Here is a 20,601-nt window from a genome sequence, read left to right as displayed (position 1 = left end):
CTCGAGCCCAACTTGAGTCAGGTCGCTATAGTAACAACTGCAACGATTCACACACTGATCGCCGATCAGTCTGGCGTTCAGGTGTGCACTGACGTGCAGTGGCTACTATAGTTCCCAATCGTGCTGTCATACGGATCACTGGAACGGTTTACCGACGCAACCGCGACCCTGGGGCGGTTGCGTCGGCAACGACTTACAGTAAACTGTATCAGTCCACCGTTACGACGACGCAGACGGAACCCCCTCGAGCGCCCCTTCGATCGTTCTGACAGCGGTTGCACCGTCGAGTCGGTCGACGACGACGAACAGCGCGTCGTCGGCGACTGCCGTTGCTTCGGGGTCGATCCCGTCGATCGAGAGGCGCTCGAGGACGGTCGCGAGCGCGCGGCCGTCGACTTCGCCGGTGGCGACGATCCCCGTCAGGTCGCCGTCGATCGGTCCGAAGGCCGTCGTCCCGACGGTCACCATCGCGTGATCGTCAGTCGGGTCCTCGAGTCGACCGTAGCCGCTTTCCATGCGCACGCGAACGTCACGGGACGCACTCTCGTAGTCGGGCAACTCGTCGGTGTAGCGCCGCAGGGCGGTCGCGATCGCGTCGGTCTCGCCGTCGACCTCGAGAAACCGGGCCGCGGCGGTGTAGTTGACGACGCCGGCGCGCAATGCCTGACGCAGGAAAGGGTGTACCTCGACCGCGCGGCGCGTCTCGGCTGCCAGTGACATACCGGGATCGTGTTCCGAGCGAGCATAAAGTCGCCGTCCGAAGCCCGCCGCTCGCTTGCGATCACCGGTATCGAGCGCGGCCGTGAGGGCCGTCTGATCGAATCTTCACGCCAGACCGCCGCTGTGGACAGGGCTATACTCCTCGAGCGACTGGGAACCGGTATGAGCGACTCCGATTCGACTCCCGATCCCGAGGACGACGTCCGCTCGGCGGTCAGCCTGTTCCTCCAGCGGAACTTCCCCCAGATCGAACTCCACGGGGGTGACTCGACGGTCACCGAGGTCGACCTCGAGGAGCGCCGCGTCTCGATCGCCCTCACCGGGGCCTGCAGTGGTTGCGGTGTCAGTCCAATGACGACGCAGGCGATCCAGCGGCGGCTCCCGGCGGAGATCGACCAGATCGACCACGTGACCGTCACCACTGGCTTCGACGGGCTGGCCGACACCGGCTCTGGGTCGGGACCCGACGTCCCACCGGACGTGCCGTTTTGACTGGCAGACCGGAGCCGACTCGCGACGGGTCGGATACCGCGGTGCTTTTGGCCCAAGCCTCCTTTCGGTGGGATATGAACCCCGACGAGGTCGCGACGCTCATCGAATCGGAACTCGAGGACGCCGAGGCGACGGTCACGCGCGCCCGCGGGAAACACGACGACGACCACCTCGCAGCGACGGTCGTCTCACCGGAATTCGAGGGCCTGCCGCTGGTCCAGCAACACCAGCTGGTCTACGACGCCCTCGGCGACCACATGACGACCGACATCCACGCCCTCGAGCTTTCGACGTACACGCCCGACGAGTACGACGACCTCGAGTAGAGCCGGCAACCACGGCTCGGCTATCGGATTCGATGCGAACCGTCTCGGTGCACGTTATTTGCGCGTAGAGGGAGGGAACCGCACCTTTAACCTGCCGTGGTCGGAGCATTCTCGTATGGAATCACTTCACCCGCGGGTCCGACTCCTCTGGATCGGCCAGGGGGTGATCGCGGCGGCGGTCATCGGTGCCATTCTCTTTGGCATCGATAACTGGATCTGGGAGATCCCGACGGCGCTCCACGGCGGCGTCGTCGCCGTCGTCGCGATACTCGGTATCGCCTACTCGGTGCGCCTCTACCAGATCTGGCGGTTCGAACTGCAGGGCGACGCCCTCTACCTAGAACGCGGCGTAATCACGTTCGTCGAGACCGCAGTCCCGTTCGTCCGCGTCCAGCACGTCGACACGCAGTTCGGGCCGATCGAACGAGCACTCGGCCTCTCGAGCGTGGTGGTTTACACGGCGGGCTCGCGCAACGCCGACGTCCGGATTCCGGGGCTGCCGCCCGAGCGGGCTCGAGAGCTCCAGGACGCCCTGCGAGAACTCGCCGTCGAGAGCGAGGCCGACGACGCGGTCTGATACTCATATGAATCGACTCCACCCGATCTCGGCCGTGCTCTTCGCCCTCCAGTACGGCTTTCTCTGGCTGTGGATTCCGATGTTCCTGCTGGTTTTCGTCGGCGGTGCCCTCGGTACGGTGCGTCCGTTCTGGATGCCGGTGGCGGCCGTCCTCGGATTCGTCGCTGGCGCGAGCTACGGCGTCGGCTACTACTATCGCTTCGGCTACCGGATCACCGACGATACGTTCGACGTGGCCTCCGGCGTGATCGCCCGGCGTTCTCGCGAGATTCCGTACGGCCGCATCCAGAACGTCGACATCCGACAGGGCGTCTTCCAGCGTCTCGTCGGGCTCGCGACGGTCTCGATCGAAACTGCAGGCGGCGGCGACACCGAGGCAGCCCTCCCGTACGTTAGCGAGGAGGAGGCAACCCGCCTCCAGAACGAAATCCGGCGTCGGACTGCCATGGCGAAAGGTCGTCGCCGCAGACGGCGACGGCAGCCCGCAGAGGGTTCCGACGTATCTGACACCACCGACACCGCCGACACCAGCGATACCGCCGACACCGCTGGAACCGTCGCGGACGAACGAGCCATCCGTGATGACGTCGTCGGCCCGGAACCCGCGTCCGATCACGACCCGGGCGTTGAGCCCGACGAGCCGGGGCCATCACCCACCGACGACCGCGAACCGGACCCTGCGGCCGAACCCGTATCGACAGGGCCGGAATCGGAGCCAGCCGAGGAGCAGGGGCTCGAGGCAGAGGATTCGAGAGGAGAGCGACCACGATTCGGTCCTGGTCCCGGTGCGGGTGAATCCGTTCCCGACTACACAGACGACGAGTTCGCGGACGAATTTGTCCAGCCGCAACGACGATCGCTGTTCGACCTTTCTTCGAAGGAACTCCTCCTGTATTCGTTCACGACGCTTCGGCCGGCCGCCGCCGCCGCCGTCATGTTCGTTTTCTTCCTGATGACCGACACCATCGTCGACCTGCTGATCGCCATTGCACAGCCGGTCGGTGGTCCCGAGGACCTCGCGACTGGCTCGCCACAGGACATCGGGGTTCTCACCGTCGTGTCGCTCGTGAACGCGGTCGTGATCACCTACCTGCTCAGCGTCGCTTACACGTTCGCGACCTACTACGGGTTCCGCCTGGGCAGGGTCGAAGACGACTTCGTCTACGAACGCGGCCTCCTCCAGCGCTACAGCGGCTCGATTCCTTCCGAGAAGGTCCAGTCGGTGACCGTGACCGACAACCCCGCCCAGCGACTGATCGACTACGCCGGTCTCTGGGTCGAGACCGCAGGGTACGGACCCGAAAGCAACGGCGGGAGCCAGTCTGCGGTCCCCCTCGCTCGACGTGACCGCGTCTACGACTTCACCGAGAACCTCACCGGCGTCGAAACGCCGAAATTCGAGCGACCGCCGACGATCGCCCGCCGACGATACCTCGTGCGGTACTCGCTCGTCGCCGCTGTCGTCGTGGCCATCGCGTTCGGCATCACGCAGGTGACCGTTCTCGAGCGCTGGTACCTCGCGGCCGTCGTCTTCGCCGCCGTCCCGGTTGCGGCTCACCTCCGGTACACCCACCTCCAGTACTACGTCGGTGAGGACCACCTCGTCGTCAGGCGTGGCTTCTGGCGGCGCCGGACGACCGTGATTCCCTACTACCGCATCCAGACCATCTCCGTCCGTCGGTCGATCTTCCAGCGCCGACTCGGAATCTGCTCGGTCGTCGTCGATACCGCCAGTTCCCAGACGTTCTTCTGGAACTCGCCGACGATCTACGACGTCGACCTTGCGAACGGCCGCGACGTTCAGACGACCTGCCGCAAGCGGCTCCAGTCGGCACTCCGTGAACGCGCTGGGTCAGACGACCTCGGACTCGAGGTCGACTTCACCTGATCCGAACGCGGTTTTCTCCCGTGGGCTCGAATCCGCTTGGCTCGAGTAACCCGACTAACGGTGGGTTTTCGACCTGCAACGCCCGGCCGTTTCGGTGGATTTTACCTCGGCGGCCCCGACCGCCCGGGTATGGGAGACGACAACTACCGAATCGAAGAGGACAGCTTAGGCGAGATGCAGGTGCCCGAAGACGCCTACTGGGGCGCACAGACCCAGCGCGCCATCCAGAACTTCCCGATCTCGGGGATCACCTTCGGTCGCCGGTTCGTCCGTGCACTCGGCGTCGTCAAGAAGGGGGCCGCACAGGCCAACCGCGACCTCGAACTCGTCGACGAGGACGTCGCCGACGCCATCGTCGAGGCCGCAGACGAGGTCATCGCCGGTGACCACGACGAGCACTTCCCGGTCGACGTCTTCCAGACCGGGTCCGGAACCTCCTCGAACATGAACGCCAACGAGGTCATCGCCAACCGTGCCGCCGAGATCATGGGCGCCGAGGTCGGCGACCGCGTCGTCCACCCCAACGATCACGTCAACTACGGCCAGTCGAGCAACGACGTCATTCCGACCGCGATGCACGTCGCCGCCCTCGAAGCCGTCGAGAAAGACGTCATTCCCGCTCTCGATACGCTCCGTGAAGCCCTCGAGCGCAAAGAAGCGGAGTTCGACGACGTCATCAAGACCGGCCGCACGCACCTGCAGGACGCGACGCCCGTCACGCTGGGCCAGGAGTTCGGCGGCTACCGGACACAGGTCGAGAAGGGGCTGGCCCGCGTCGACAACGTTCGCGAGCACCTCGGCGAACTCGCTCTTGGCGGCACCGCAACTGGGACCGGCCTGAACACCCACCCCGAGTTCCCCGGCCGTGCCGCCGAGTACATCACCAAAGAGACCGGCGTCCAGTTCCGCGAGGCCGACGACCACTTCGAGGCCCAGGCCGCCCACGACGCCATGTCCGAGGCCCACGGTGCGCTCCGCGTCGTCGCCGGCTCGCTAAACAAGATCGCAAACGATCTCAGACTGCTCGCTTCCGGACCTCGTAATGGTCTCGGCGAACTCGAGCAACCCGAGAATCAGCCCGGCTCCTCGATCATGCCCGGCAAGATCAACCCCGTGATCGCAGAAGCGGTCAATCAGGTCCACAAGCAGGTCATCGGCAACGACGCGGCCGTCTCCGCCGGTGCCGCCGAGGGCCAGATCGACCTCAACCTCTACAAGCCCGTTCTCGCGCACAACTTCCTCGAGTCGGCGGAACTCATCTCGAACTCGAGCCAGGTCTTCGCCGAGCGATTCGTCGACCCGCTCGAGGCCAACGAGGAGTTCTGTGAACAGCAGGTCGAACAGTCGATGGCGCTCGCGACGTCGCTCAACGTCCACATCGGCTACGACAAGGCCAGCGAGGTCGCCAAGACGGCGCTCAAAGAGGACAAGACCGTCCGCGAGGTCGCCCTCGAGAAGGGCTACGTCGACGAAGAGGAGGCCGACGAGGTGCTCGACCCACGTGCGATGACCGAACGCGGGATTCTCGGTCAGGACCACTGATCGGGCACGTGGGGTATCGAACCCTCCGACGAATTGACCTGACAGGAACCGATGTACTCGGGGTCGAGTACTCTCTGTCGCTGAACGCTCTTTTCTAGCCGTCATTGAAGTCGTAAACGACAGATACGGCCCGAATCACGGCAGTCTAGGACGGAATAAAAGAACCCAAGCAGTTTTGACGAGGGGTATCGTCAGACGAAATATGCACACCTGTCGCAACTGCAACCAGTCGTTTCAGACGGAGCTGGCACTCGAATTACACCGCGACACCTGTTCGGCTGGTCAACTCTTTTGCCAGGTCTGTGGCGACCGGTTCTCGGAAGCCGCCGCGACCGAGGACGGCTGGCACTACGCCTGCCCGAACGACGACTGCGAGGGGAGTGGACTGAAAGAAGACCTCTATCTGATCGAAGACCTCCGAACGACGACCCACTGACTCGCTCTGTACTGATTACGCGCTCTTGCTCCCGGTATCACCCCACCGGTGTGAAACCCAACAGGGAAGGTGAACGATTCATGGGAACTGGCTTTCAATCGTGATTCGATGACACCGCGGCCGCGAAATCGGATCGATCGTCGACGACTCGAGGCTCGTCTCGACCGACTGATCTTCGACAATCGGATCACGATCGCGATCACGTTCCCGCTCGTCGGTGTCCTCTTGCTCGTGAGCGGACAGGTCGGGCTCCTGCCCGAGTGGCTTGCGTTCAACCCGTACCTGATGGTCGCCGCGGTGACGGTGATGGCCCTGCCACTGATCGGCGGGCTCGTACCCCTCGTCGACCGGCGGGTGGCCGCTGGACTCGTCGTCCTCGTCGTCTTTACCTGGGCGATCGAACTCACGGGTGTCCACACCGGCTATCCGTACGGTGAATTCCAGTACGAGCGGCCGCTGGGACCGATGCTCCTCGATTCGATTCCGCTTTTCTTGCCGGTCTTTTACTTCCCCATCCTCCTCAACAGCTACCTGCTCGCGACGTTGTTCCTCGGCCGGCGCTCGTCACTCTGGCACCAGTATCTCCTCACCCTCACCATCGTCATCACCATGGACCTCGTGCTCGACCCGGGTGCCGTCGCTCTCGAGTTCTGGGGCTGGACCGATGGCGGGAGCTACTACGACGTTCCCGTGCAGAACTACGTTGGCTGGCTCCTCTCTGGCTCGGCGGCCGTCTTCGTCCTGACCGTCTCCCTCGACCACGATGCCGTCGTCGATCGACTCGAGGAGTGTGACTACTTCCTCGACGACCTGATCAGCTTCGGCATCTTCTGGGGGCTCGTCAACGCCTACTTCCTCAATCTCGTCCCGTTTGCAATCGCAGTCGTTCTGCTAGCGACGCTCTTTCGAGTCGACTGGTTCGACTTTGCCGGGCTGGGGACCGGTGGGCCGGGTAGACACTCGAGGGAGGGATAGTGGTCGGCATCGACTCGAGAGCACGACATCGCCGCGCGAAATCGCGATTGTGTTCAGACTGGGCGCTCGAGCAACTAGTGGTAACCCGTCCGCATCGTTCCCGAAACCGCTCGAATCACGTTACGACGCGCTTTCTCCCCGCCTCTGACGAGACGACGGTAGACCGTGCTCGGAACTGCTGGGGTCTCGTGGATTGGGTATAGCGAAATAGGGTTCATCAGGTTTGGCACCATCGACGAATCCCCGTGAGTGGCGACGTAACAGATGGATTTATTCATAGCGAAAAATAAGAAAATAATAGTAGTGAACGTCAGCAATGGGTGAACGCATCCGGGGGAACGAGTGGTTCACTGTCAGAGAGGCGGTCCTGAATCGTGATGAGAGACGGTGTTTAAACTGTCGGGCGACGAGTAATCTCGTCGTCCATCACATCGTTCCCGTGTGCAACCGAGGGACGAATCGAACGAGCAACCTGGCTACACTCTGTCGAGACTGTCATCGATCGGCTCACAACCATCGGTCGGGGAGTGGTGGGAGAACATCACGATCTCGCGAACGGGATGTCCTATCGACTGATCACGTAGCGACTATTCTTCGCTTGACCACCCATCCACTCTCTCGCGCGATACTGTTGACACTGGCGAAAACGGGGATCGGTGTTGGGGAGCTTTGTAACCTGAATCTGGATGATTTCGGTTCTAACGAAGAGTGTACTCCCCTTCCCGTTTCGTTCGATGGTCCCGGAATCCGAATTCGATACGGCGGTGATATTCCGTACAATAACCGTCGTGAACGGAACGAAACCACCTACATTCCAGTCGATACCGAACTCGAACGTGCACTCAAACGGTGGTTAGCGATTCGACCCGATCATCCCGAAACCCAGGCCCTATTTACGAAAACGCGAGCCGGGTGGGGAACGCGTCTCGAGCCATCGACTGTTCGCCACCGCCTCGCGAAGATGGCTCTGGCGGACGACGAACGCCCCACTGAGATGGCAGTAGAGGGCCTTACGCCGGTCGCGCTCCGGTACTTCTTCGAGGAACGCTTTCGAGGCCAGCCGAAATACAGAGGGAACATCCTCGGCAGAATAGACGCGTCAGCGATCGATTTTTCGACCTTCGAGGAGAATTACCGGGAAGCGATTTTCGACCTCGTCAGTTACTCTCGACGTCCGTAATCGAGTAGATGTGCTCGAGGTAGGTCTCCCGGACGCGGTCGTTCCAGTTGTGGGTGTAGGTGTCGATGATGTCGCTCGCGACGTCGCCGCGGAGGTACTTGACGACGCCGCGATCACCCGTCCGGTCCCTGAGATGCGTGGTGAAGAAGTGCCGGAAGTAGTGCGGCGTCACGTTTTCGGCAGCGCCACCCCCGGTACGAAGCCATCCATACTCCCTGGCGTACTGCTCGACGATGTGGTGTATTGTATCGATCGTAATGCGACGTCCCCAGGCGTCAGCAGTACTCGTAAACAGCGGTTCACTTGGGGATCGAACGTTCGGTCGAATTGCTAACCACCGAAGCAGGACGCGCCTGAGCTCGTCGTCGACGGGAATCGTCGTCTCTCGCTTTCGTTTATTCGATGCCCGACGGACCGTTCCGCCCGATTCGGCCCCATAGCTGTGCTCCGCCGAGATGTACAGCGTATCGGGCTTCTCGGCGATTTGCGCCCGTGGATGCCACGACTGACCGTCGTGACCCAGGTTCAGGTCGATCAGATCGAGGTTGCAAAGTTCACCGGATCGGATTCCCGTTTTGAGGAAGGTCATCACGATCGCCTTGTGCAGGGGATGTCTGATCGTTTCCACGAAAGTGCGCATCTCTGCGAGTGAAATATCGCGCCTCGACGGATTCGACTCGATAGATTCGTTCATTTCCTCTAGGACGAGTTCCATCGGATTCTCGTCGTGTTGACCGACCCGAACGAGATATCCGTAATAGCGGTTGAGATAGGACGCGTAGCTCGCGACGGTGCTGTCGGTATAGTTCGACCGAAGATCGTGTACGAACGCCATACAATCCCTGTACTCTGCTTCCACGGGCGTTTTGCCGAACCGTTCCTCGAGGAACGATTCGAACGACCGAAGCACTCGTCGATACGCGGCGACCGTCCGCTCGTTTCGGCCGTGGTACTCGATGTCCTCGAGGAAGTAGCCGATCGAGTCGGATTCGGATTCGGATTCGGATTGGGATTTGGAGTTACTCATCGTCGATCAGCATATAGCCTCCATCACGCCCGCTGTACCTGATTCGGTTCTCGTCTTGCAACTGTCCCAGCGCAGCATCGAGATCGTCTTCGACATCGTCGATTAGCTGATCGACGAGTTCGTCCCAGTCGAGTACGTTTTCCTGCTTGAGGACGGTGACGATCCGGTCTTCGAAGTCCCCAGTATCCGTCGATTCTGCCCGGTCGGTGGTCGCGGTCGGTTCGACCATCGATGGAATTTCGAAGTCGGCTCGTCCTGCCTGCACCATCGTGCGGATGAACTCACTCTGGCTCATCCCGAGGGCTTCTGCGTGGCGGGCCCACTCTTCTTTCTGGTACGCTGGAACGTAGGTCTTCACGCTCGTTCGTTCCATCGACGGATCGTCGGTCGCCATGAGTTCGTGATCTCACCCCCGCCACTTCAATCTGCCCCACATTCACAAATAAGGGTATTTATTTGTGATTGTCGGGTCGTATTTCTCGGTGATCTGAGCCCTTATTTGTGAATCTATTGCTTCAAAACCAGTACTGGTGGAACTACGGCCACAAATAATATCTCAGCTGGAGATCGTTCCTCGAGGCGGCGGCCGCCCAGCTCGAGTCGACCACCAACTCGGCACCTAACTGACGGCGAATTCACATGGGTTCTTCCCTACCCAAACCCTGGGGGTAACGCCCTCGAGAACCGGGTCCTCGAGTTACTCTCGACTGACACGTATTCGTGGGAGGGGTTGCTCGAGGCGGTGAGCGAAGACATCGAGTCGCGACTCGACGAGACCCTCGGCGAGTTGCAGGCCGACAATCGGATTCGCTACAGCGGTCGCCACGGCGGCTACACGATCGTCGAGGGCACGGGTGGTGAGCGTGGCGACTGAGTCCGGACTCGACGCCCCCGCGGAGGTCGACGATCCGATCGGGTACTTCCTCGAGGACCAGCAGTACCACGGCAAGAGCGAACGGACGCTCGAGGCGGGGAGTGCTGCAACCTGGATCTTCGGGATCTGCACCTCGAGACACCCGAACTCGACCTCGGGTGGACCCATCGCGTCCAGCTAGATCGACGGCCGTCCTCACTGTACGTTTCGTCGGAACCAGCTCGTGGGGCGGTGGTCAACGGCGAACGGCGGACTGCTTCGAACAAGCGGAAGCGGGAGACGGTGATTCCGCTGGACGATGAGCTTCGTCGCGCACTGCTCGAGTGGCTCGCGATCCGCCCGACCCGGTGTCGCCGGCGGACCCGCTCTTTCTCGACACCCGTGATTCATGGGGAGAACGCCTGACGCCGGCGGATATCCGCTACGTCGTCGAGAAACACGCTCGAGAGCCCGGGTGGTACCGCACGGGCGGCGGGACGACCGAGAACGTGACGCCACACTACTTCCGGCACTTCTTCACGACGCACCTGCGGGACCGAACGGGTGATCGGGGGATCGTCCAGTACCTCCGTGGCGACGTCGCGAGCGACGTCATCGACACCTACACCCACGACTGGGGCGATCGGGTTCGGGAGACGTACCTCGAGCACATCTACTCGCTGTGCCTCTGAGTGGCCACTTCCACCCTCGGGAAACACAATTTACGATGGTTATACACAATATTTGTGTCGCATACTGATCTGATAAACCTTATTTCGCTATACCAAGATTAGTGTGGGCGCTACACGGTCGGTGGTTGGACTGGTGACACGAACGGCGGTGTCAAAACAGCTGATCAAACGACTTCGTGCCCGAATTCACGCTCGTGGCGGGAAGCGGGGAAAATCAGTGCTCGAGTGCGAGTTCCGTCTCGAGGTCTGCACCGTCGAAGAGTGCGCGAACAGCGTCGACAGTGGGTGAGCGTTCAGAAGCGTTCTCGAGCAGGACGGTCTCGCTCGGGAAGAGCTGTTCGCCAAGCAGGAGGCCGTGGTCTCTGGCGGTCGAACCGGTGACGGTGAGGTAGACGCCCAGACCGGTATCGGCGATTGCGGCTTCTTCCTCTCTCCCTTCTTCGGGGTACCGGAAGTCGACGCCCTCGAGCGTTCGAGTGCCGAGGACGGCCCGGACCAGCCGTTCGTACCGGGGTTCGATACACAGCGGGCCCTCGTAGGCCTCGAGGAACCGACGGTCGAGCGGTTCGGTGCCGGGGGCGACTTCCGGTGTCGCCATTAGCGTGTGGTAGACGGTGTCGCCGAGCCCCGTCACGACGCGGACGTCCGTATCGACGGGATCGATCCGGGCGTTCACGTCGGCGATCCGCTCGAGCGGCTCTGGTCGCAGTTCGACGACTTCCTCCAACACGAGGTCGGCGCTGTCGAATCCCAGCGCGAACTCGTGGGTTCGAAGCGCGCGGAACGGTTCTTCGCGACCGACGAGCTGGATCGCCGCGTCGTCGGGAACGTCCTCGATGCCGTCGACGGCCGTCGCACCCTCGAGCGGGATGGTCACACTGTCGAAGACGATTCGGCGTGGTTTGCCCGCCCGGTCGTCCCGCAAGAGGGTGTACTCGGGAGCTGTCGGCCGGTCGACGGAACTGTAGTCGGCGAGACGATGGTACACTGACCGCTCGTCGGGTTCGATCGTCCCCTTGGTGAGGGCTTTCTCGTGGCGGAGCGTCGACGTGATCTCGTCAGCGAGATCGGCCACGTCGAGCCGTCGAGCGATGCGATCGAGCACCGACTCGAGCGGGCGTCCCTTGCGAGGGACGGCGATCGGGATAGTCTCGCCCATCGACCTCGTCTCGAGTGGCGACGGATAAACGAGTTGCGTTTTCCGGGACGGGCACGACCGATGTCGTCTCGACGTCGGTCGCCGACGGAGGCACTGACGCCATCGCCCAGTTGCTGTCCGACTCGAGTCCCACACTGGATACAATCGCGAAACCGGTCGAAAACGAGTAGCCGAACGACGATCGAGGGATCGAAGCGATCCGGATCAGTCGTCGCTTGCGAACATCGAACCGAGCTGGTCGCGCCAGTCCTGGATGTCCGTCACGGCGGCCTCCACGTCTTCCAGTTCGGATTCGACGTCCGCGAGGTCGTCTTCCAGATCCTCGACGTCGTCTGCGAGTTCGTCGACGTCGTCGTCGACGGCTGCGAGGTCGCCCTCGAGATCCGACACGGCCGTCTCGATGTCGTCGACCGTCCCCTCGAGGCCCGACACGTCGTCTCGAACCTCGGTTACGTCGGAGTCGACCGCTTCGATAGTATCCTCGAGGTCGGTCGACCATCCGGTGAGCGTCTCGATTTCGGTCTCGACGGCCTCGAGTCCGTCCGTATTGGACTCGACCTGTGATTCTGTCGTCTCGAGTCTGTCGTCGAACGCATCGAACTCTGCTTTGACGCGATCGATTTGCTCGGTCAGGTCCTCGATGAGCTGTTTCCCGGTACCGTGGTCGCCGATGAACTCCTCGAGGGCGCTCGTGTAGGCGGCGACCTCCTCGACGCGCGACTGGAGGTGGTCGAGTTTGACCTGCTCGAGGTTGGACTCCTCTTCGTCGGCATCCCCGAGGTCGAGTTCGGCTTTGAGCACCTCGAGGTCGCCGTCGTCGACCGCACCGTCGCGGAGTTCGGCTGCGAGATGGGCAGCGACCGCACCGGGCTCGAGGTCGATCGTCGGCTCGGCGGCCGATTCCGCTGTGGGCTCGTCTGCGGCCACGGGCTCGTCGGCCTCGCCTGCATCGTCTTCGACTGCGTCTGCTTCGACGTCGACAGGCGCGTCGTCCACCGTCTCCTCGAGGTCGTCCGAACTCGAGGCTGGCTCGTCCGGCGCGGCGGTCGGCGAGTCTGCCTCCGCCAGTTCCACCGCTTCGGTTTCGGTTTCAGCTTCGGCTTCGTCGGCCACCGCCCCGGCGTCGGCGTCTCCGGTGTCGGCGTCGGATTCGGCTTCTGCCGTTTCGAGGGCGTCTCCGGTGTCGGCGTCGTCGATCGCCGACTCGAGGTCGAGTTCGATCTCTGGTTCCTCGACTTGCGAATCGGCGTCGGTCGGATCGGCCAGTTCGATCGTCTCCTCCTCGGCTCCGGGATCGGTGGGCGCTGGGATCTCGTCTTCGGTGAACCCGAGGTCGATGTCGGGGGCGTCGTCTTCGGTATCGTCTCCCGGTTCTCCGAGCGGGTCCGGATCCGGTTCGACGTCGACGTCACCGAGGTCGAGGTCGAGGTCCTCTGCCTCGTCGCCGAGTGAGACTGGTTCGTTCTCGTCGTCTTCGTCTTCTGCGTCGAGTCCGGGGACGGCCGCGGAGGCTCCCGAGAGCATGTCTTTGACCGGCTGGTTGCGGTCGTCGGAGACGATGCTCTCGATGACCCCCTCGTCGACTTCCGCGGCATCGACGCTCGAGGCATCTCCGGGGCCGCTCTCGACGACGTCGGGTTCGGTCATGAACGCCGCGGCCTCGCTCTCGTCGTCGATCCGGATACCGTAGACCGTCACGAGCGTGCTGCCGGGATCGATCGTGCCGGTGAACTCGACGTGGTTGTCCTGATAGGCCGTCCAGTCGTCGCTGTGGTAATCCGGGTGGAAGCCGACCTTGTCCATTGGGAACCCTTCCGGGATGTCCTCGGAGAGCCGAAAGGCCACCTGCTCGTCGCGCTCTGAGGTGATTTCGAACTGGATCGCAGGAACGGGAAACTCCTCCGCCGTGAACGATTTCCTGACGGTCAACCCGTCAGCACTGACCTCGATCACGCCGTCCGCGTCGGCGGTGTTACTCATGCGGACAACGTTACCATACCATTACTATAAATGGTGCGGACAGTATCACACAAAAATCATTTGTCCGGAGGCAGGTTCCGATCTCCCCGTCTCGGTCGTCAACTCATCCGGACTGCTGTATCGATGTCCCGATGGGACCGCGATTCGAGCGGCGGCCCCACTGGAACTGACGGACGGGCGACTGTATCAGAGGTCGACGCGGTCGCCAATTTCGACCAGCTCGAGTCGTCGGGGGTAGGCGAAACTCTTCGCGTGGTGGTGGAGCACTTTCGGGTCGGAGGTGAGTCCGCGCCACATGTCCCAGTGGCTCGGCAGGAGCGCCTCGAGTTCGAGTGCGGCTGCGGCCTCGACGATCTGGTTCTCGTCGTTGTACCAGCGGGTGCGTTTGGGTTCGCGCGTCTGTTTGTCGGGGATCTGTCCCACGGTTCCGAACGCGAGGATGCCGAGGTCGAGGTCGTATTCCTCGCCGATGCGATCGAACTCGTCGCTCGGCCTGGTGTCGCCGCCGTGGAATATGGTGCCCGCGTCGTGTTCGAAAACGTAGCTCACCGGGTGGGTCGCGTCGGGGTCGTTCGCCGACTCGACGTGGACCGTGAACTCGCCAACCTCGAGGGTGTCACCTTCCGTGACTTCGGCGAACTGGTCTGACTCGAGATCCCACTGGTCGGTCCACGATTCGTCTTCGCGCGCGACTGCGACGCTATCGTCTGGGCCGTAGAAGGTCCCGCCGGTGGCCCCGAGGATGGGTGCCTGGCTGGGGCCGTGGACGTGATCGGTGTGTTCGTGGGTCGCGAAGACGGCGTCTGCCTCCGTGACGTCGGTCGGATCGAACGGGACGGGGATCATCCGGACGGTCCGTGGCGGGTCGCCGAGTCCGAGATACGGGTCGACGTAGATCGTCGTTCCGTCGGACCCCTTGATCACGAAGCCGTTGCAACCGAGGTACCAGACGGCGACGCCGTCGGGGCTGGCGTCTTCGACGTCGCGGACGAGCCAGTCGTCCCAGTCGCTCTGGATCTGTGTCATGTGGGTGAGTGTGCGGACTGAACGGGTAAGTGTTGTCGTCTCTGCGGGACAGTAGCGAATCGAATTGACCGAGCGAACTAGCTGGAGACCGGACCAGAACCGTCGAGGAGAGACCCGATCAGTCCGGCCTACCAGGTTCCGTGGAACGTGTCGAATGAGAGCTCCTCAAGTGGCTTGTTCCCCACCGCGATCTCGTACTCGCCGGGAGTGAGCATCGGTTTGTGGAACTGCGGGCCGTCGTCAGTCGTGATCCGGGGACAGCCGGTGTTGACGAACGCGTCCATGTCGAAGTTGCGGAGGCGGTCGGGAGTGACCTCGTCCATCGTGATGAGGTAGGCGTCGTCGTTGTCGGCGAGGATCTCCTGAGCCGTTTCCCAGCGGCCCTGTCCGATCTTGGTACAGAAGATGACGCCCCACTTCTCGGCGTCCATCGCGCGGTGGACGGCACCGAAGCGCTGTTTCATGAACTTCTCCGTGTCCGCGACGGTGACGACGTTGTTGACGGGATCGGCGATGACGACGTGCTTGTCGGGGTGTTCCATCGCCAGCCCGAGCGGGTGGAACTTGCCGCCGCCGACGTAGAGGACCTGATCTGCGGGCACGTCCGCGCTCGCGTAGTTGCAGCCGAGAACCTGTCCCTCGTGTGTCAGACGTTCGTCGCCGCGTCGGCTGTGGACTTCGTACCCTCGCTCTTCGAGGAACTCGGTCATCTCCTCGTAGCGATTCATGTGCTGGGCGGTCGTGACGAGACCGACCTCCCCAGTCTCGTCGGGAGACTCGAGCGTCTCGAGTGCTTCTTCCATGATCGGTGTGACCTCGACGTTCGAGAACAGCGGCACGTAGATCACCTTGTCCGTGTCCTTCATCGGCGAGTGGCCGAAGTGAACGAAGACGTCCGTACGCTTCATCAGATAGGTGTCGAGGTCACAGGCACCGTAACAGGGCTGGCCCGAGAGCATGAAGGTGACGTCGTCGTCGGCGAGTTCCCGGAGGTCGTCGGCCACGGCGGGGCCGCGGCGTTTCAGCCCTTCGGGAAACTGCAGGCCTACCTTGCTGGCGTCTCGCTCTTCGATGGCGTCGACGATTCGCTCGAGTTCGTAGTCCCACTCCCGATCGTGTTTGAGGGCCATCCCGGTATTCCTGAGGTCCCCGTCCGTCTGCGCCGACTCCTGACTCATTGGACGTCCTAACGGCTGGGGCGGTATAACGGCGGCGCTTTTCGAATAGTCACGCGCGAGGACTCGACCAGTCGCTCACCGTGACCGTCAGCGCTGACCCAACAGTCATGGTACTGGAGTTTGAAGCAGGGTGTAATGGCAGCGGATTCGCTCGAAAACGGACGTCTCTTTGCCCTCTACCGCCGGTATATCGGCGAACCGGAGGATCGAACCGACGTCTACCTCGGATTCAGTCTCTTCCTCGGGGGCATCGGACTCGCAGTCGTCGCCCTGGCGCTGTTCCTCTGGAGCGCGACGCTCGAGACCCACACCGACGCGTACTACGCGAGCGTTCGGCCCGCGTACGCGCTCGTGATGGCGGCGCTTCCCATCACCATGCTCGGCATCGTCGTTCTGTTGCCAGCCGACCGGAAGGTTCGGTACACGTCGATGGCTGGGGTCGTGCTCACGATCGTTGCCGCTGCCGGGTTCGTCTACGCCTATCCCGAGGACTGGTACTTCCACGGCCAGGACTACACGCTCGAGGTCGTCGTCACCTACGCGGTCGGCGTCGCCGGCGTCACGGCCTCGACAGGGGCTGCGCTCATCGCTCACTACCTCGAGCTGGCCCGGTCTGTGGACGTAATCGAGTCGGCGGACGAATCAGACGCCGACGCCGAGGAGGAGGCAGAATCCTACACCGACGAGGAGATTCGCCGCGACATCGACGCGGCGATGGACGGCGTCGAACTCTCCTGGGGTGGCGTCGAGAAGTCCGACAACACGCAGTTGCAGTTCGAGACCCACGAGTTCGACGACGTGAACGTCGACGTCACCGCGAAGACGACCCGGTCGTCGGGCGTGGACGAACAGGTCGCCGGCCTCAAGGGACTGAAAGGCGGCGAGAAGAAGAAGACGACCTCGAGTGAGTCCGTCGAGGACCAGACCGCCAAGTTGCGCGAGTTGCGCACTCAGCGGATGGCCGAGGAGGGACCAGACGGCGCCGAACTCGAGAGCGGTGCCGAGACCGAGGAGGGCCTTCTGGAAACGCTTCGAAACCGCGTTCGGTCACTTCTCGGACGTAATTAACCGCTGACAGTGGGTCGAATCTGTCGCTTCGACTGGTGTAAACGGCCGATGGTATTAAGGCACATAGATTTATAATCCGTCGGTAACCTTGGCCAACTATGGCCAAAGGCCTAGACGTCGGTACGATGAACATCCTGTCTGCACAGCAGGATGGCACCGATACGGTATTCGTGCAACAGCGCAACTCCTTCGTCGAGATCGAGTACTCGGACATGGCCGAGCAGATGCTCTCGCGAAGCGAAGTCCTCCACATCCGCAAGGACGACAAGGTGTACGTCGTCGGCGACGACGCGTTGAACTTCGCGAATATCTTCAACAAGGAGACTCGCCGCCCGATGAAACACGGGATCCTCTCGAACGACGAGCAGAGCGCGATCCCGATGATGAAACTGATCATCGAGCAGGTCGTCGGCGAGCCCGCCTATCCGGACGAGAAACTGTACTTCTCGACGCCGGCCGACCCGATCGACTCGGACCTCTCGACGCTGTACCACCAGAAGACGATCGAATCCTTCCTAAACGACATGGGTTACGACGCAGAACCCATCAACGAGGGAATGTCGGTCATCTATAGCGAACTCGCGGACAACAACTTCACCGGCCTCGGTATCTCCTTCGGTGCCGGGATGACGAACGTCTGTCTGGCCTACTACGCAGTCCCCGTCATGAAGTTCTCCGTCGCCCGCGGTGGCGACTGGGTCGACGAACAGGCCGCTCGCGCGACCGGCACTCCCGTCGACAAGGTCACCTCCATCAAGGAAGACGACTTCGAACTCGACTTCACCACGGACGTCGGCGGCGTCGAAGGCGCGCTGTCGATCTACTACGAGAACCTGCTCGACTACGTCGTCGAGAACATCGTGACGGAAGTCGACGACGAGGACGTCGAAGAGGGCCTCGACGTGCCAGTCGTCGTCACCGGCGGCACCTCGAGTCCCAGCGGCTTCGAGGCGCTGTTCCGTGACCACCTCGAAGACGCGAACATCCCGTTCTCGATCAGCGGCGTCAGCCACGCCAACGAACCACTCTACAGCGTCGCTCGCGGTGGACTGGTCGCTGCGCGCTCCGACGAGGACGTCGAACACGAAGAGGAAGTCGAGGACGCGGAAGCGGAAGCAGCCGCCGAATAACTGCTCGGTACCCCTGTCGGTTGACGTTCTTCTTCTCGAGTGTTCGATCACAGTTCCGACAGAGCGTGTGACTGCGCGACTGTGTGCCACCAGCTGGAGCTGACGCGCTATCGATCCTCGCGCTCGACCCGGCGGCGCTGATGATCGTAGAATCTGTTGAACGCGTCCTGCCAGGATTCCGGATCGTCGACCTCGCTGTCGTGCTCGACGGGGACGTCTGCGTACCCACAGTGTGGACAGGTGACGGTCGAGGCGTCGCCGAGGGACAGCGTCTCGAGCGAGCGCTGACACCGGGGACACTCGTCCATGAGAGGGTATTTTCTCGGACAGGTCTTAACTCTAGGTCACCTGTTTCGTCACCGTGTCGCGAGGTGTCCACGGCTGGCGATACTCGCACTTGCCGTTGTGGGGCTCTGGTCGCTACCCACGTCTCGAGTCGCGCCATCACCACGGTTTTTGTCGCGGGTCTCCTCTCGTTCGGTATGAATCAGTCGCGGGCCCGGAGACCGGGGTCGGTTACGGAACGAGAGCGCCAGCGAGGGTTCCGGGCTGGTATCGCGATCCCGAGTGACGTACACCCGGGGGGCCGTAGAGAGGTGATCACGCTGGCATGAGAGGTCCCGACCGACGCGAACTCGCCCGCAGGCTCGAGGCGCTCGCCGACTTCACCGATCCGACGGCGGACCTCGAGCAGTACCTGACGCCGGCTGAACTCGCGGCACACGTCATTCATCTCGCCCGCGTGCAGGGCGATCTCGAGGGCGGTGAGACTGGTAGTGGGTCACAGCCGATCGTAGACCTCGGCACCGGCACGGGTGTTCTCGGGATCGGGGCCGCACTCGCCGGCGCGCCGTCGGTGGTCGGCATCGACGTGGATCGCTCCGCGCTCGCCGTGGCCCGCGAGAACGTACGCCGAGTCGGCACCGAGACGACGATTGCCTCACGCCTCGAGTGGGTTCAGGGCGACGTCACCCGCCATCCGTTCGACTGTTCACGCGCGACGGTGGTGTCGAATCCGCCCTTTGGTGCCCAGCACGGCAATCGACACGCCGACCGGGCGTTTCTCGAGACGGCGCGTGAGATCGCTGCCGTCTCCTATACGATCCACAATACGGGGAGTCAGTCGTTCGTGGAGTCCTTTGTGGCCGACGCTGGTGGAGAGGTCACCCACGCGTTTCGCGCTCCGTTCCCGGTCGAACACCGGTTCGACTTTCACACCGCAGCGCAGGCGGAACTCGAGGTGGAAGTGTTTCGGATCGAGTGGTCCGGGTAGACGACCCGATCGTGGCAGTTATACCCGGAGCAGGCGCAATACCACGTCGTTCACGGCGTGGATACGCGCCGTCACAGCGGGAATTCCCGTACGTTTTTGTTTCACACTGACGTATGTATGCGTGTCGGCACATTGGCTATGACCCCAATGTAGCCGAGCGCCCGAAACTGGCGGTTCGAGTGTCCGCCCACGCTGGAAACAGGGTGTGCCCACGTGGGAATCAAATAACAAGCACCGGGCGACCCGACCGAAGAAGTAACTCCGAGTCCGTTACCGTTGATTCGACCCCCGCCGGGCACAAACAACCACGAGGGTCGAACCCAACCGAGGATAGGAGTACCGGGGGCTTGGCACTCCCAGGAGACTGCCCACAGACCGGCCACTCACCGATTCTGACGGTGCGTTGGCTTGGTGATCTGCGAACCTGAAATTCCCAACTCAACGGTTCGGTGCCGTGGGATTCCTCCCGCGTTCACGCGGAGGAGGATGTCAATCCCGGAACCGGGCTGCGTCATCGAGTCCCCACTCGGGGGCCGTCTCGTCGTCGATCCCGTTTCGGACGTAGACGTCGGGGCGGTACCTGATCTCCGCGGTGACGTCGTGGTGGGTTCGGAGGCGGTCGCGAACGCGGAAGACATCTGCGGTGTCGAAGTAGGTGGGCGTGTAGACGGCGACGACGTACTCGTCGTAGCCCAGTGCGTCGCGGCCGGCGGCGGTCGTCAATTTTGCGTCCCAGAACTGTTCGGCGCTGACGTCGGCGAGGATGGCCCGCCAGCGCGAGAGCACGTCGTCGGTTACTGGGACTTCCCACGTACCACTCGTGAGCCGGGACTCGAGGGCACACTCGTCGAGTGCGCGCACCGCGTCGGAGTCTGCGGGCGGGAGGTCGGCGACTGTTACCGCGGCGGGGCGGGTGACTCCGTGGGTCGGGAAGTAGCCATCGCGGGCGATACGCGGGTAGCCGGTGACGCGGCGGGCGGAGAGCCAGTACCGGTCGTCGTCTCCCGTATCGACCTGCCGGTGATCGAGGACCATGCCTGTGGTACACTGGTTGGGTAATTGAGCGTTTGCCGAACGCG

20 protein-coding genes and 3 pseudogenes are annotated in these 20,601 nt (G+C 62.6%); 14 read left to right on the top strand and 9 right to left on the bottom strand.

Features of this window, described 5'->3' with window-relative positions; genetic code table 11:
- Nucleotides 1–219 precede the first annotated feature (219 nt).
- Nucleotides 220–720, bottom strand: a complete 501-nt coding sequence (locus B1756_RS18790) for a DUF7523 family protein (protein WP_086889943.1) — start codon at nt 718–720, stop codon at nt 220–222.
- Between the two features lie 162 nt (nt 721–882).
- Here B1756_RS18790 and B1756_RS18785 point away from each other — a divergent pair, with 162 nt between their 5' ends.
- The 9 genes and pseudogenes from B1756_RS18785 (at nt 883) to B1756_RS20280 (ending at nt 8,136) form a co-directional block, all read left to right on the top strand.
- On the top strand, nt 883–1,212 hold the full coding sequence (locus tag B1756_RS18785) for a NifU family protein (RefSeq protein ID WP_086889942.1): 330 nt from the start codon (nt 883–885) through the stop codon (nt 1,210–1,212).
- Between the two features lie 74 nt (nt 1,213–1,286).
- The gene (locus tag B1756_RS18780; RefSeq protein WP_086889941.1) at nt 1,287–1,538 is read left to right on the top strand and encodes a BolA family protein; all 252 of its coding nucleotides are present in this window, start codon (nt 1,287–1,289) and stop codon (nt 1,536–1,538) included.
- A gap of 115 nt (nt 1,539–1,653) precedes the next feature.
- Nucleotides 1,654–2,115, top strand: a complete 462-nt coding sequence (locus B1756_RS18775) for a PH domain-containing protein (protein ID WP_086889940.1) — start codon at nt 1,654–1,656, stop codon at nt 2,113–2,115.
- A gap of 7 nt (nt 2,116–2,122) precedes the next feature.
- Nucleotides 2,123–4,003, top strand: a complete 1,881-nt coding sequence (locus B1756_RS18770; RefSeq protein ID WP_086889939.1) for a PH domain-containing protein — start codon at nt 2,123–2,125, stop codon at nt 4,001–4,003.
- A gap of 129 nt (nt 4,004–4,132) precedes the next feature.
- Nucleotides 4,133–5,545, top strand: coding sequence for a class II fumarate hydratase (locus tag B1756_RS18765; protein WP_086889938.1), 1,413 nt, complete (start codon nt 4,133–4,135; stop codon nt 5,543–5,545).
- Nucleotides 5,546–5,747: 202 nt separating this feature from the next.
- Complete coding sequence (locus tag B1756_RS18760) at nt 5,748–5,981, top strand: HVO_2901 family zinc finger protein (RefSeq protein ID WP_086889937.1); 234 nt, start codon at nt 5,748–5,750, stop codon at nt 5,979–5,981.
- A gap of 108 nt (nt 5,982–6,089) precedes the next feature.
- Nucleotides 6,090–6,956: a bisanhydrobacterioruberin hydratase gene (cruF, locus tag B1756_RS18755; RefSeq protein ID WP_086889936.1), complete on the top strand. Its 867-nt coding sequence runs from the start codon at nt 6,090–6,092 to the stop codon at nt 6,954–6,956.
- A 316-nt stretch (nt 6,957–7,272) separates the two neighbouring features.
- Nucleotides 7,273–7,458: pseudogene (locus B1756_RS20285) on the top strand (HNH endonuclease); the annotation flags it as partial.
- 459 nt (nt 7,459–7,917) lie between these two features.
- Nucleotides 7,918–8,136: a hypothetical protein gene (locus tag B1756_RS20280; protein ID WP_228434414.1), complete on the top strand. Its 219-nt coding sequence runs from the start codon at nt 7,918–7,920 to the stop codon at nt 8,134–8,136.
- Here B1756_RS20280 and B1756_RS18745 read toward each other — a convergent pair.
- Nucleotides 8,114–9,163 carry a tyrosine-type recombinase/integrase gene (locus B1756_RS18745; protein ID WP_086889934.1) on the bottom strand — a complete coding sequence of 350 codons (1,050 nt, stop codon included), beginning with the start codon at nt 9,161–9,163 and terminating at the stop codon, nt 8,114–8,116. The genes B1756_RS20280 and B1756_RS18745 overlap by 23 nt on opposite strands.
- Nucleotides 9,156–9,557 carry a DUF5805 domain-containing protein gene (locus B1756_RS18740; protein ID WP_086889933.1) on the bottom strand — a complete coding sequence of 134 codons (402 nt, stop codon included), beginning with the start codon at nt 9,555–9,557 and terminating at the stop codon, nt 9,156–9,158. Before B1756_RS18740 ends, B1756_RS18745 begins: the two co-directional genes overlap by 8 nt.
- Before the next feature lie 261 nt (nt 9,558–9,818).
- Here B1756_RS18740 and B1756_RS18735 point away from each other — a divergent pair.
- Together B1756_RS18735 and B1756_RS18730 are read left to right on the top strand one after the other, a co-directional pair.
- Nucleotides 9,819–10,037: pseudogene (locus B1756_RS18735) on the top strand (DUF5805 domain-containing protein); the annotation flags it as partial.
- 78 nt (nt 10,038–10,115) lie between these two features.
- Nucleotides 10,116–10,708, top strand: a pseudogene (locus B1756_RS18730) (tyrosine-type recombinase/integrase); the annotation flags it as partial.
- Nucleotides 10,709–10,922: 214 nt separating this feature from the next.
- Here B1756_RS18730 and B1756_RS18725 read toward each other — a convergent pair.
- The 4 genes from B1756_RS18725 to dph2 all read right to left on the bottom strand — a co-directional run bounded on the left by B1756_RS18725 (nt 10,923) and on the right by dph2 (nt 16,051).
- Nucleotides 10,923–11,867, bottom strand: coding sequence for a phosphoribosyltransferase HisG-related protein (locus B1756_RS18725; RefSeq protein WP_086889932.1), 945 nt, complete (start codon nt 11,865–11,867; stop codon nt 10,923–10,925).
- 204 nt (nt 11,868–12,071) lie between these two features.
- Nucleotides 12,072–13,847, bottom strand: a complete 1,776-nt coding sequence (locus B1756_RS18720; RefSeq protein ID WP_086889931.1) for a hypothetical protein — start codon at nt 13,845–13,847, stop codon at nt 12,072–12,074.
- 186 nt (nt 13,848–14,033) lie between these two features.
- Nucleotides 14,034–14,873, bottom strand: a complete 840-nt coding sequence (locus B1756_RS18715) for an MBL fold metallo-hydrolase (RefSeq protein WP_086889930.1) — start codon at nt 14,871–14,873, stop codon at nt 14,034–14,036.
- A 128-nt stretch (nt 14,874–15,001) separates the two neighbouring features.
- Entirely contained in the window at nt 15,002–16,051 is a 1,050-nt protein-coding gene (gene dph2, locus B1756_RS18710) for a diphthamide biosynthesis enzyme Dph2 (RefSeq protein WP_086889929.1), read from the bottom strand.
- Nucleotides 16,052–16,186: 135 nt separating this feature from the next.
- Between dph2 and B1756_RS18705 the strand changes: the two genes are divergently transcribed.
- Nucleotides 16,187–17,119 carry a cell division protein CdpA domain-containing protein gene (locus B1756_RS18705; RefSeq protein ID WP_086889928.1) on the top strand — a complete coding sequence of 311 codons (933 nt, stop codon included), beginning with the start codon at nt 16,187–16,189 and terminating at the stop codon, nt 17,117–17,119.
- A gap of 98 nt (nt 17,120–17,217) precedes the next feature.
- Nucleotides 17,218–18,249: a disk-shape morphogenesis protein volactin gene (locus B1756_RS18700; RefSeq protein WP_086889927.1), complete on the top strand. Its 1,032-nt coding sequence runs from the start codon at nt 17,218–17,220 to the stop codon at nt 18,247–18,249.
- 107 nt (nt 18,250–18,356) lie between these two features.
- Here the strand turns inward: B1756_RS18700 and B1756_RS18695 are convergent, their stop codons facing one another.
- Nucleotides 18,357–18,557, bottom strand: a complete 201-nt coding sequence (locus B1756_RS18695) for a zinc finger domain-containing protein (RefSeq protein ID WP_086889926.1) — start codon at nt 18,555–18,557, stop codon at nt 18,357–18,359.
- Between the two features lie 302 nt (nt 18,558–18,859).
- On the opposite strand from B1756_RS18695, the gene B1756_RS18690 reads away from it, so the two are divergent.
- Nucleotides 18,860–19,522: an METTL5 family protein gene (locus B1756_RS18690; protein ID WP_086889925.1), complete on the top strand. Its 663-nt coding sequence runs from the start codon at nt 18,860–18,862 to the stop codon at nt 19,520–19,522.
- Between the two features lie 489 nt (nt 19,523–20,011).
- Here B1756_RS18690 and B1756_RS18685 read toward each other — a convergent pair whose 3' ends face one another.
- Entirely contained in the window at nt 20,012–20,557 is a 546-nt protein-coding gene (locus B1756_RS18685; protein ID WP_086889924.1) for a putative phosphothreonine lyase domain-containing protein, read from the bottom strand.
- Nucleotides 20,558–20,601 lie beyond the last annotated feature (44 nt).

The organism is Natrarchaeobaculum aegyptiacum (genome assembly GCF_002156705.1).
In the GTDB taxonomy this organism is placed as follows: domain Archaea; phylum Halobacteriota; class Halobacteria; order Halobacteriales; family Natrialbaceae; genus Natrarchaeobaculum; species Natrarchaeobaculum aegyptiacum.
This window is presented reverse-complemented; position numbering and strand designations above follow the sequence as displayed.

What these genes read in the sequence shown, in the direction of transcription:
- B1756_RS20280 (WP_228434414.1), top strand. Translation starts at nt 7,918, where the DNA reads ATGGCTCTGGCGGACGACGAACGCCCCACTGAGATGGCAGTAGAGGGC.
- dph2 (WP_086889929.1), bottom strand. Translation starts at nt 16,051, where the DNA reads ATGAGTCAGGAGTCGGCGCAGACGGACGGGGACCTCAGGAATACCGGG.
- B1756_RS18695 (WP_086889926.1), bottom strand. Translation starts at nt 18,557, where the DNA reads ATGGACGAGTGTCCCCGGTGTCAGCGCTCGCTCGAGACGCTGTCCCTC.
- B1756_RS18740 (WP_086889933.1), bottom strand. Translation starts at nt 9,557, where the DNA reads ATGGCGACCGACGATCCGTCGATGGAACGAACGAGCGTGAAGACCTAC.
- B1756_RS18690 (WP_086889925.1), top strand. Translation starts at nt 18,860, where the DNA reads ATGAGAGGTCCCGACCGACGCGAACTCGCCCGCAGGCTCGAGGCGCTC.
- B1756_RS18745 (WP_086889934.1), bottom strand. Translation starts at nt 9,163, where the DNA reads ATGAGTAACTCCAAATCCCAATCCGAATCCGAATCCGAATCCGACTCG.
- cruF (WP_086889936.1), top strand. Translation starts at nt 6,090, where the DNA reads ATGACACCGCGGCCGCGAAATCGGATCGATCGTCGACGACTCGAGGCT.
- B1756_RS18760 (WP_086889937.1), top strand. Translation starts at nt 5,748, where the DNA reads ATGCACACCTGTCGCAACTGCAACCAGTCGTTTCAGACGGAGCTGGCA.
- B1756_RS18790 (WP_086889943.1), bottom strand. Translation starts at nt 720, where the DNA reads ATGTCACTGGCAGCCGAGACGCGCCGCGCGGTCGAGGTACACCCTTTC.
- B1756_RS18780 (WP_086889941.1), top strand. Translation starts at nt 1,287, where the DNA reads ATGAACCCCGACGAGGTCGCGACGCTCATCGAATCGGAACTCGAGGAC.
- B1756_RS18770 (WP_086889939.1), top strand. Translation starts at nt 2,123, where the DNA reads ATGAATCGACTCCACCCGATCTCGGCCGTGCTCTTCGCCCTCCAGTAC.
- B1756_RS18725 (WP_086889932.1), bottom strand. Translation starts at nt 11,867, where the DNA reads ATGGGCGAGACTATCCCGATCGCCGTCCCTCGCAAGGGACGCCCGCTC.
- B1756_RS18720 (WP_086889931.1), bottom strand. Translation starts at nt 13,847, where the DNA reads ATGAGTAACACCGCCGACGCGGACGGCGTGATCGAGGTCAGTGCTGAC.
- B1756_RS18775 (WP_086889940.1), top strand. Translation starts at nt 1,654, where the DNA reads ATGGAATCACTTCACCCGCGGGTCCGACTCCTCTGGATCGGCCAGGGG.
- B1756_RS18765 (WP_086889938.1), top strand. Translation starts at nt 4,133, where the DNA reads ATGGGAGACGACAACTACCGAATCGAAGAGGACAGCTTAGGCGAGATG.
- B1756_RS18715 (WP_086889930.1), bottom strand. Translation starts at nt 14,873, where the DNA reads ATGACACAGATCCAGAGCGACTGGGACGACTGGCTCGTCCGCGACGTC.
- B1756_RS18700 (WP_086889927.1), top strand. Translation starts at nt 17,218, where the DNA reads ATGGCCAAAGGCCTAGACGTCGGTACGATGAACATCCTGTCTGCACAG.
- B1756_RS18685 (WP_086889924.1), bottom strand. Translation starts at nt 20,557, where the DNA reads ATGGTCCTCGATCACCGGCAGGTCGATACGGGAGACGACGACCGGTAC.
- B1756_RS18705 (WP_086889928.1), top strand. Translation starts at nt 16,187, where the DNA reads ATGGCAGCGGATTCGCTCGAAAACGGACGTCTCTTTGCCCTCTACCGC.
- B1756_RS18785 (WP_086889942.1), top strand. Translation starts at nt 883, where the DNA reads ATGAGCGACTCCGATTCGACTCCCGATCCCGAGGACGACGTCCGCTCG.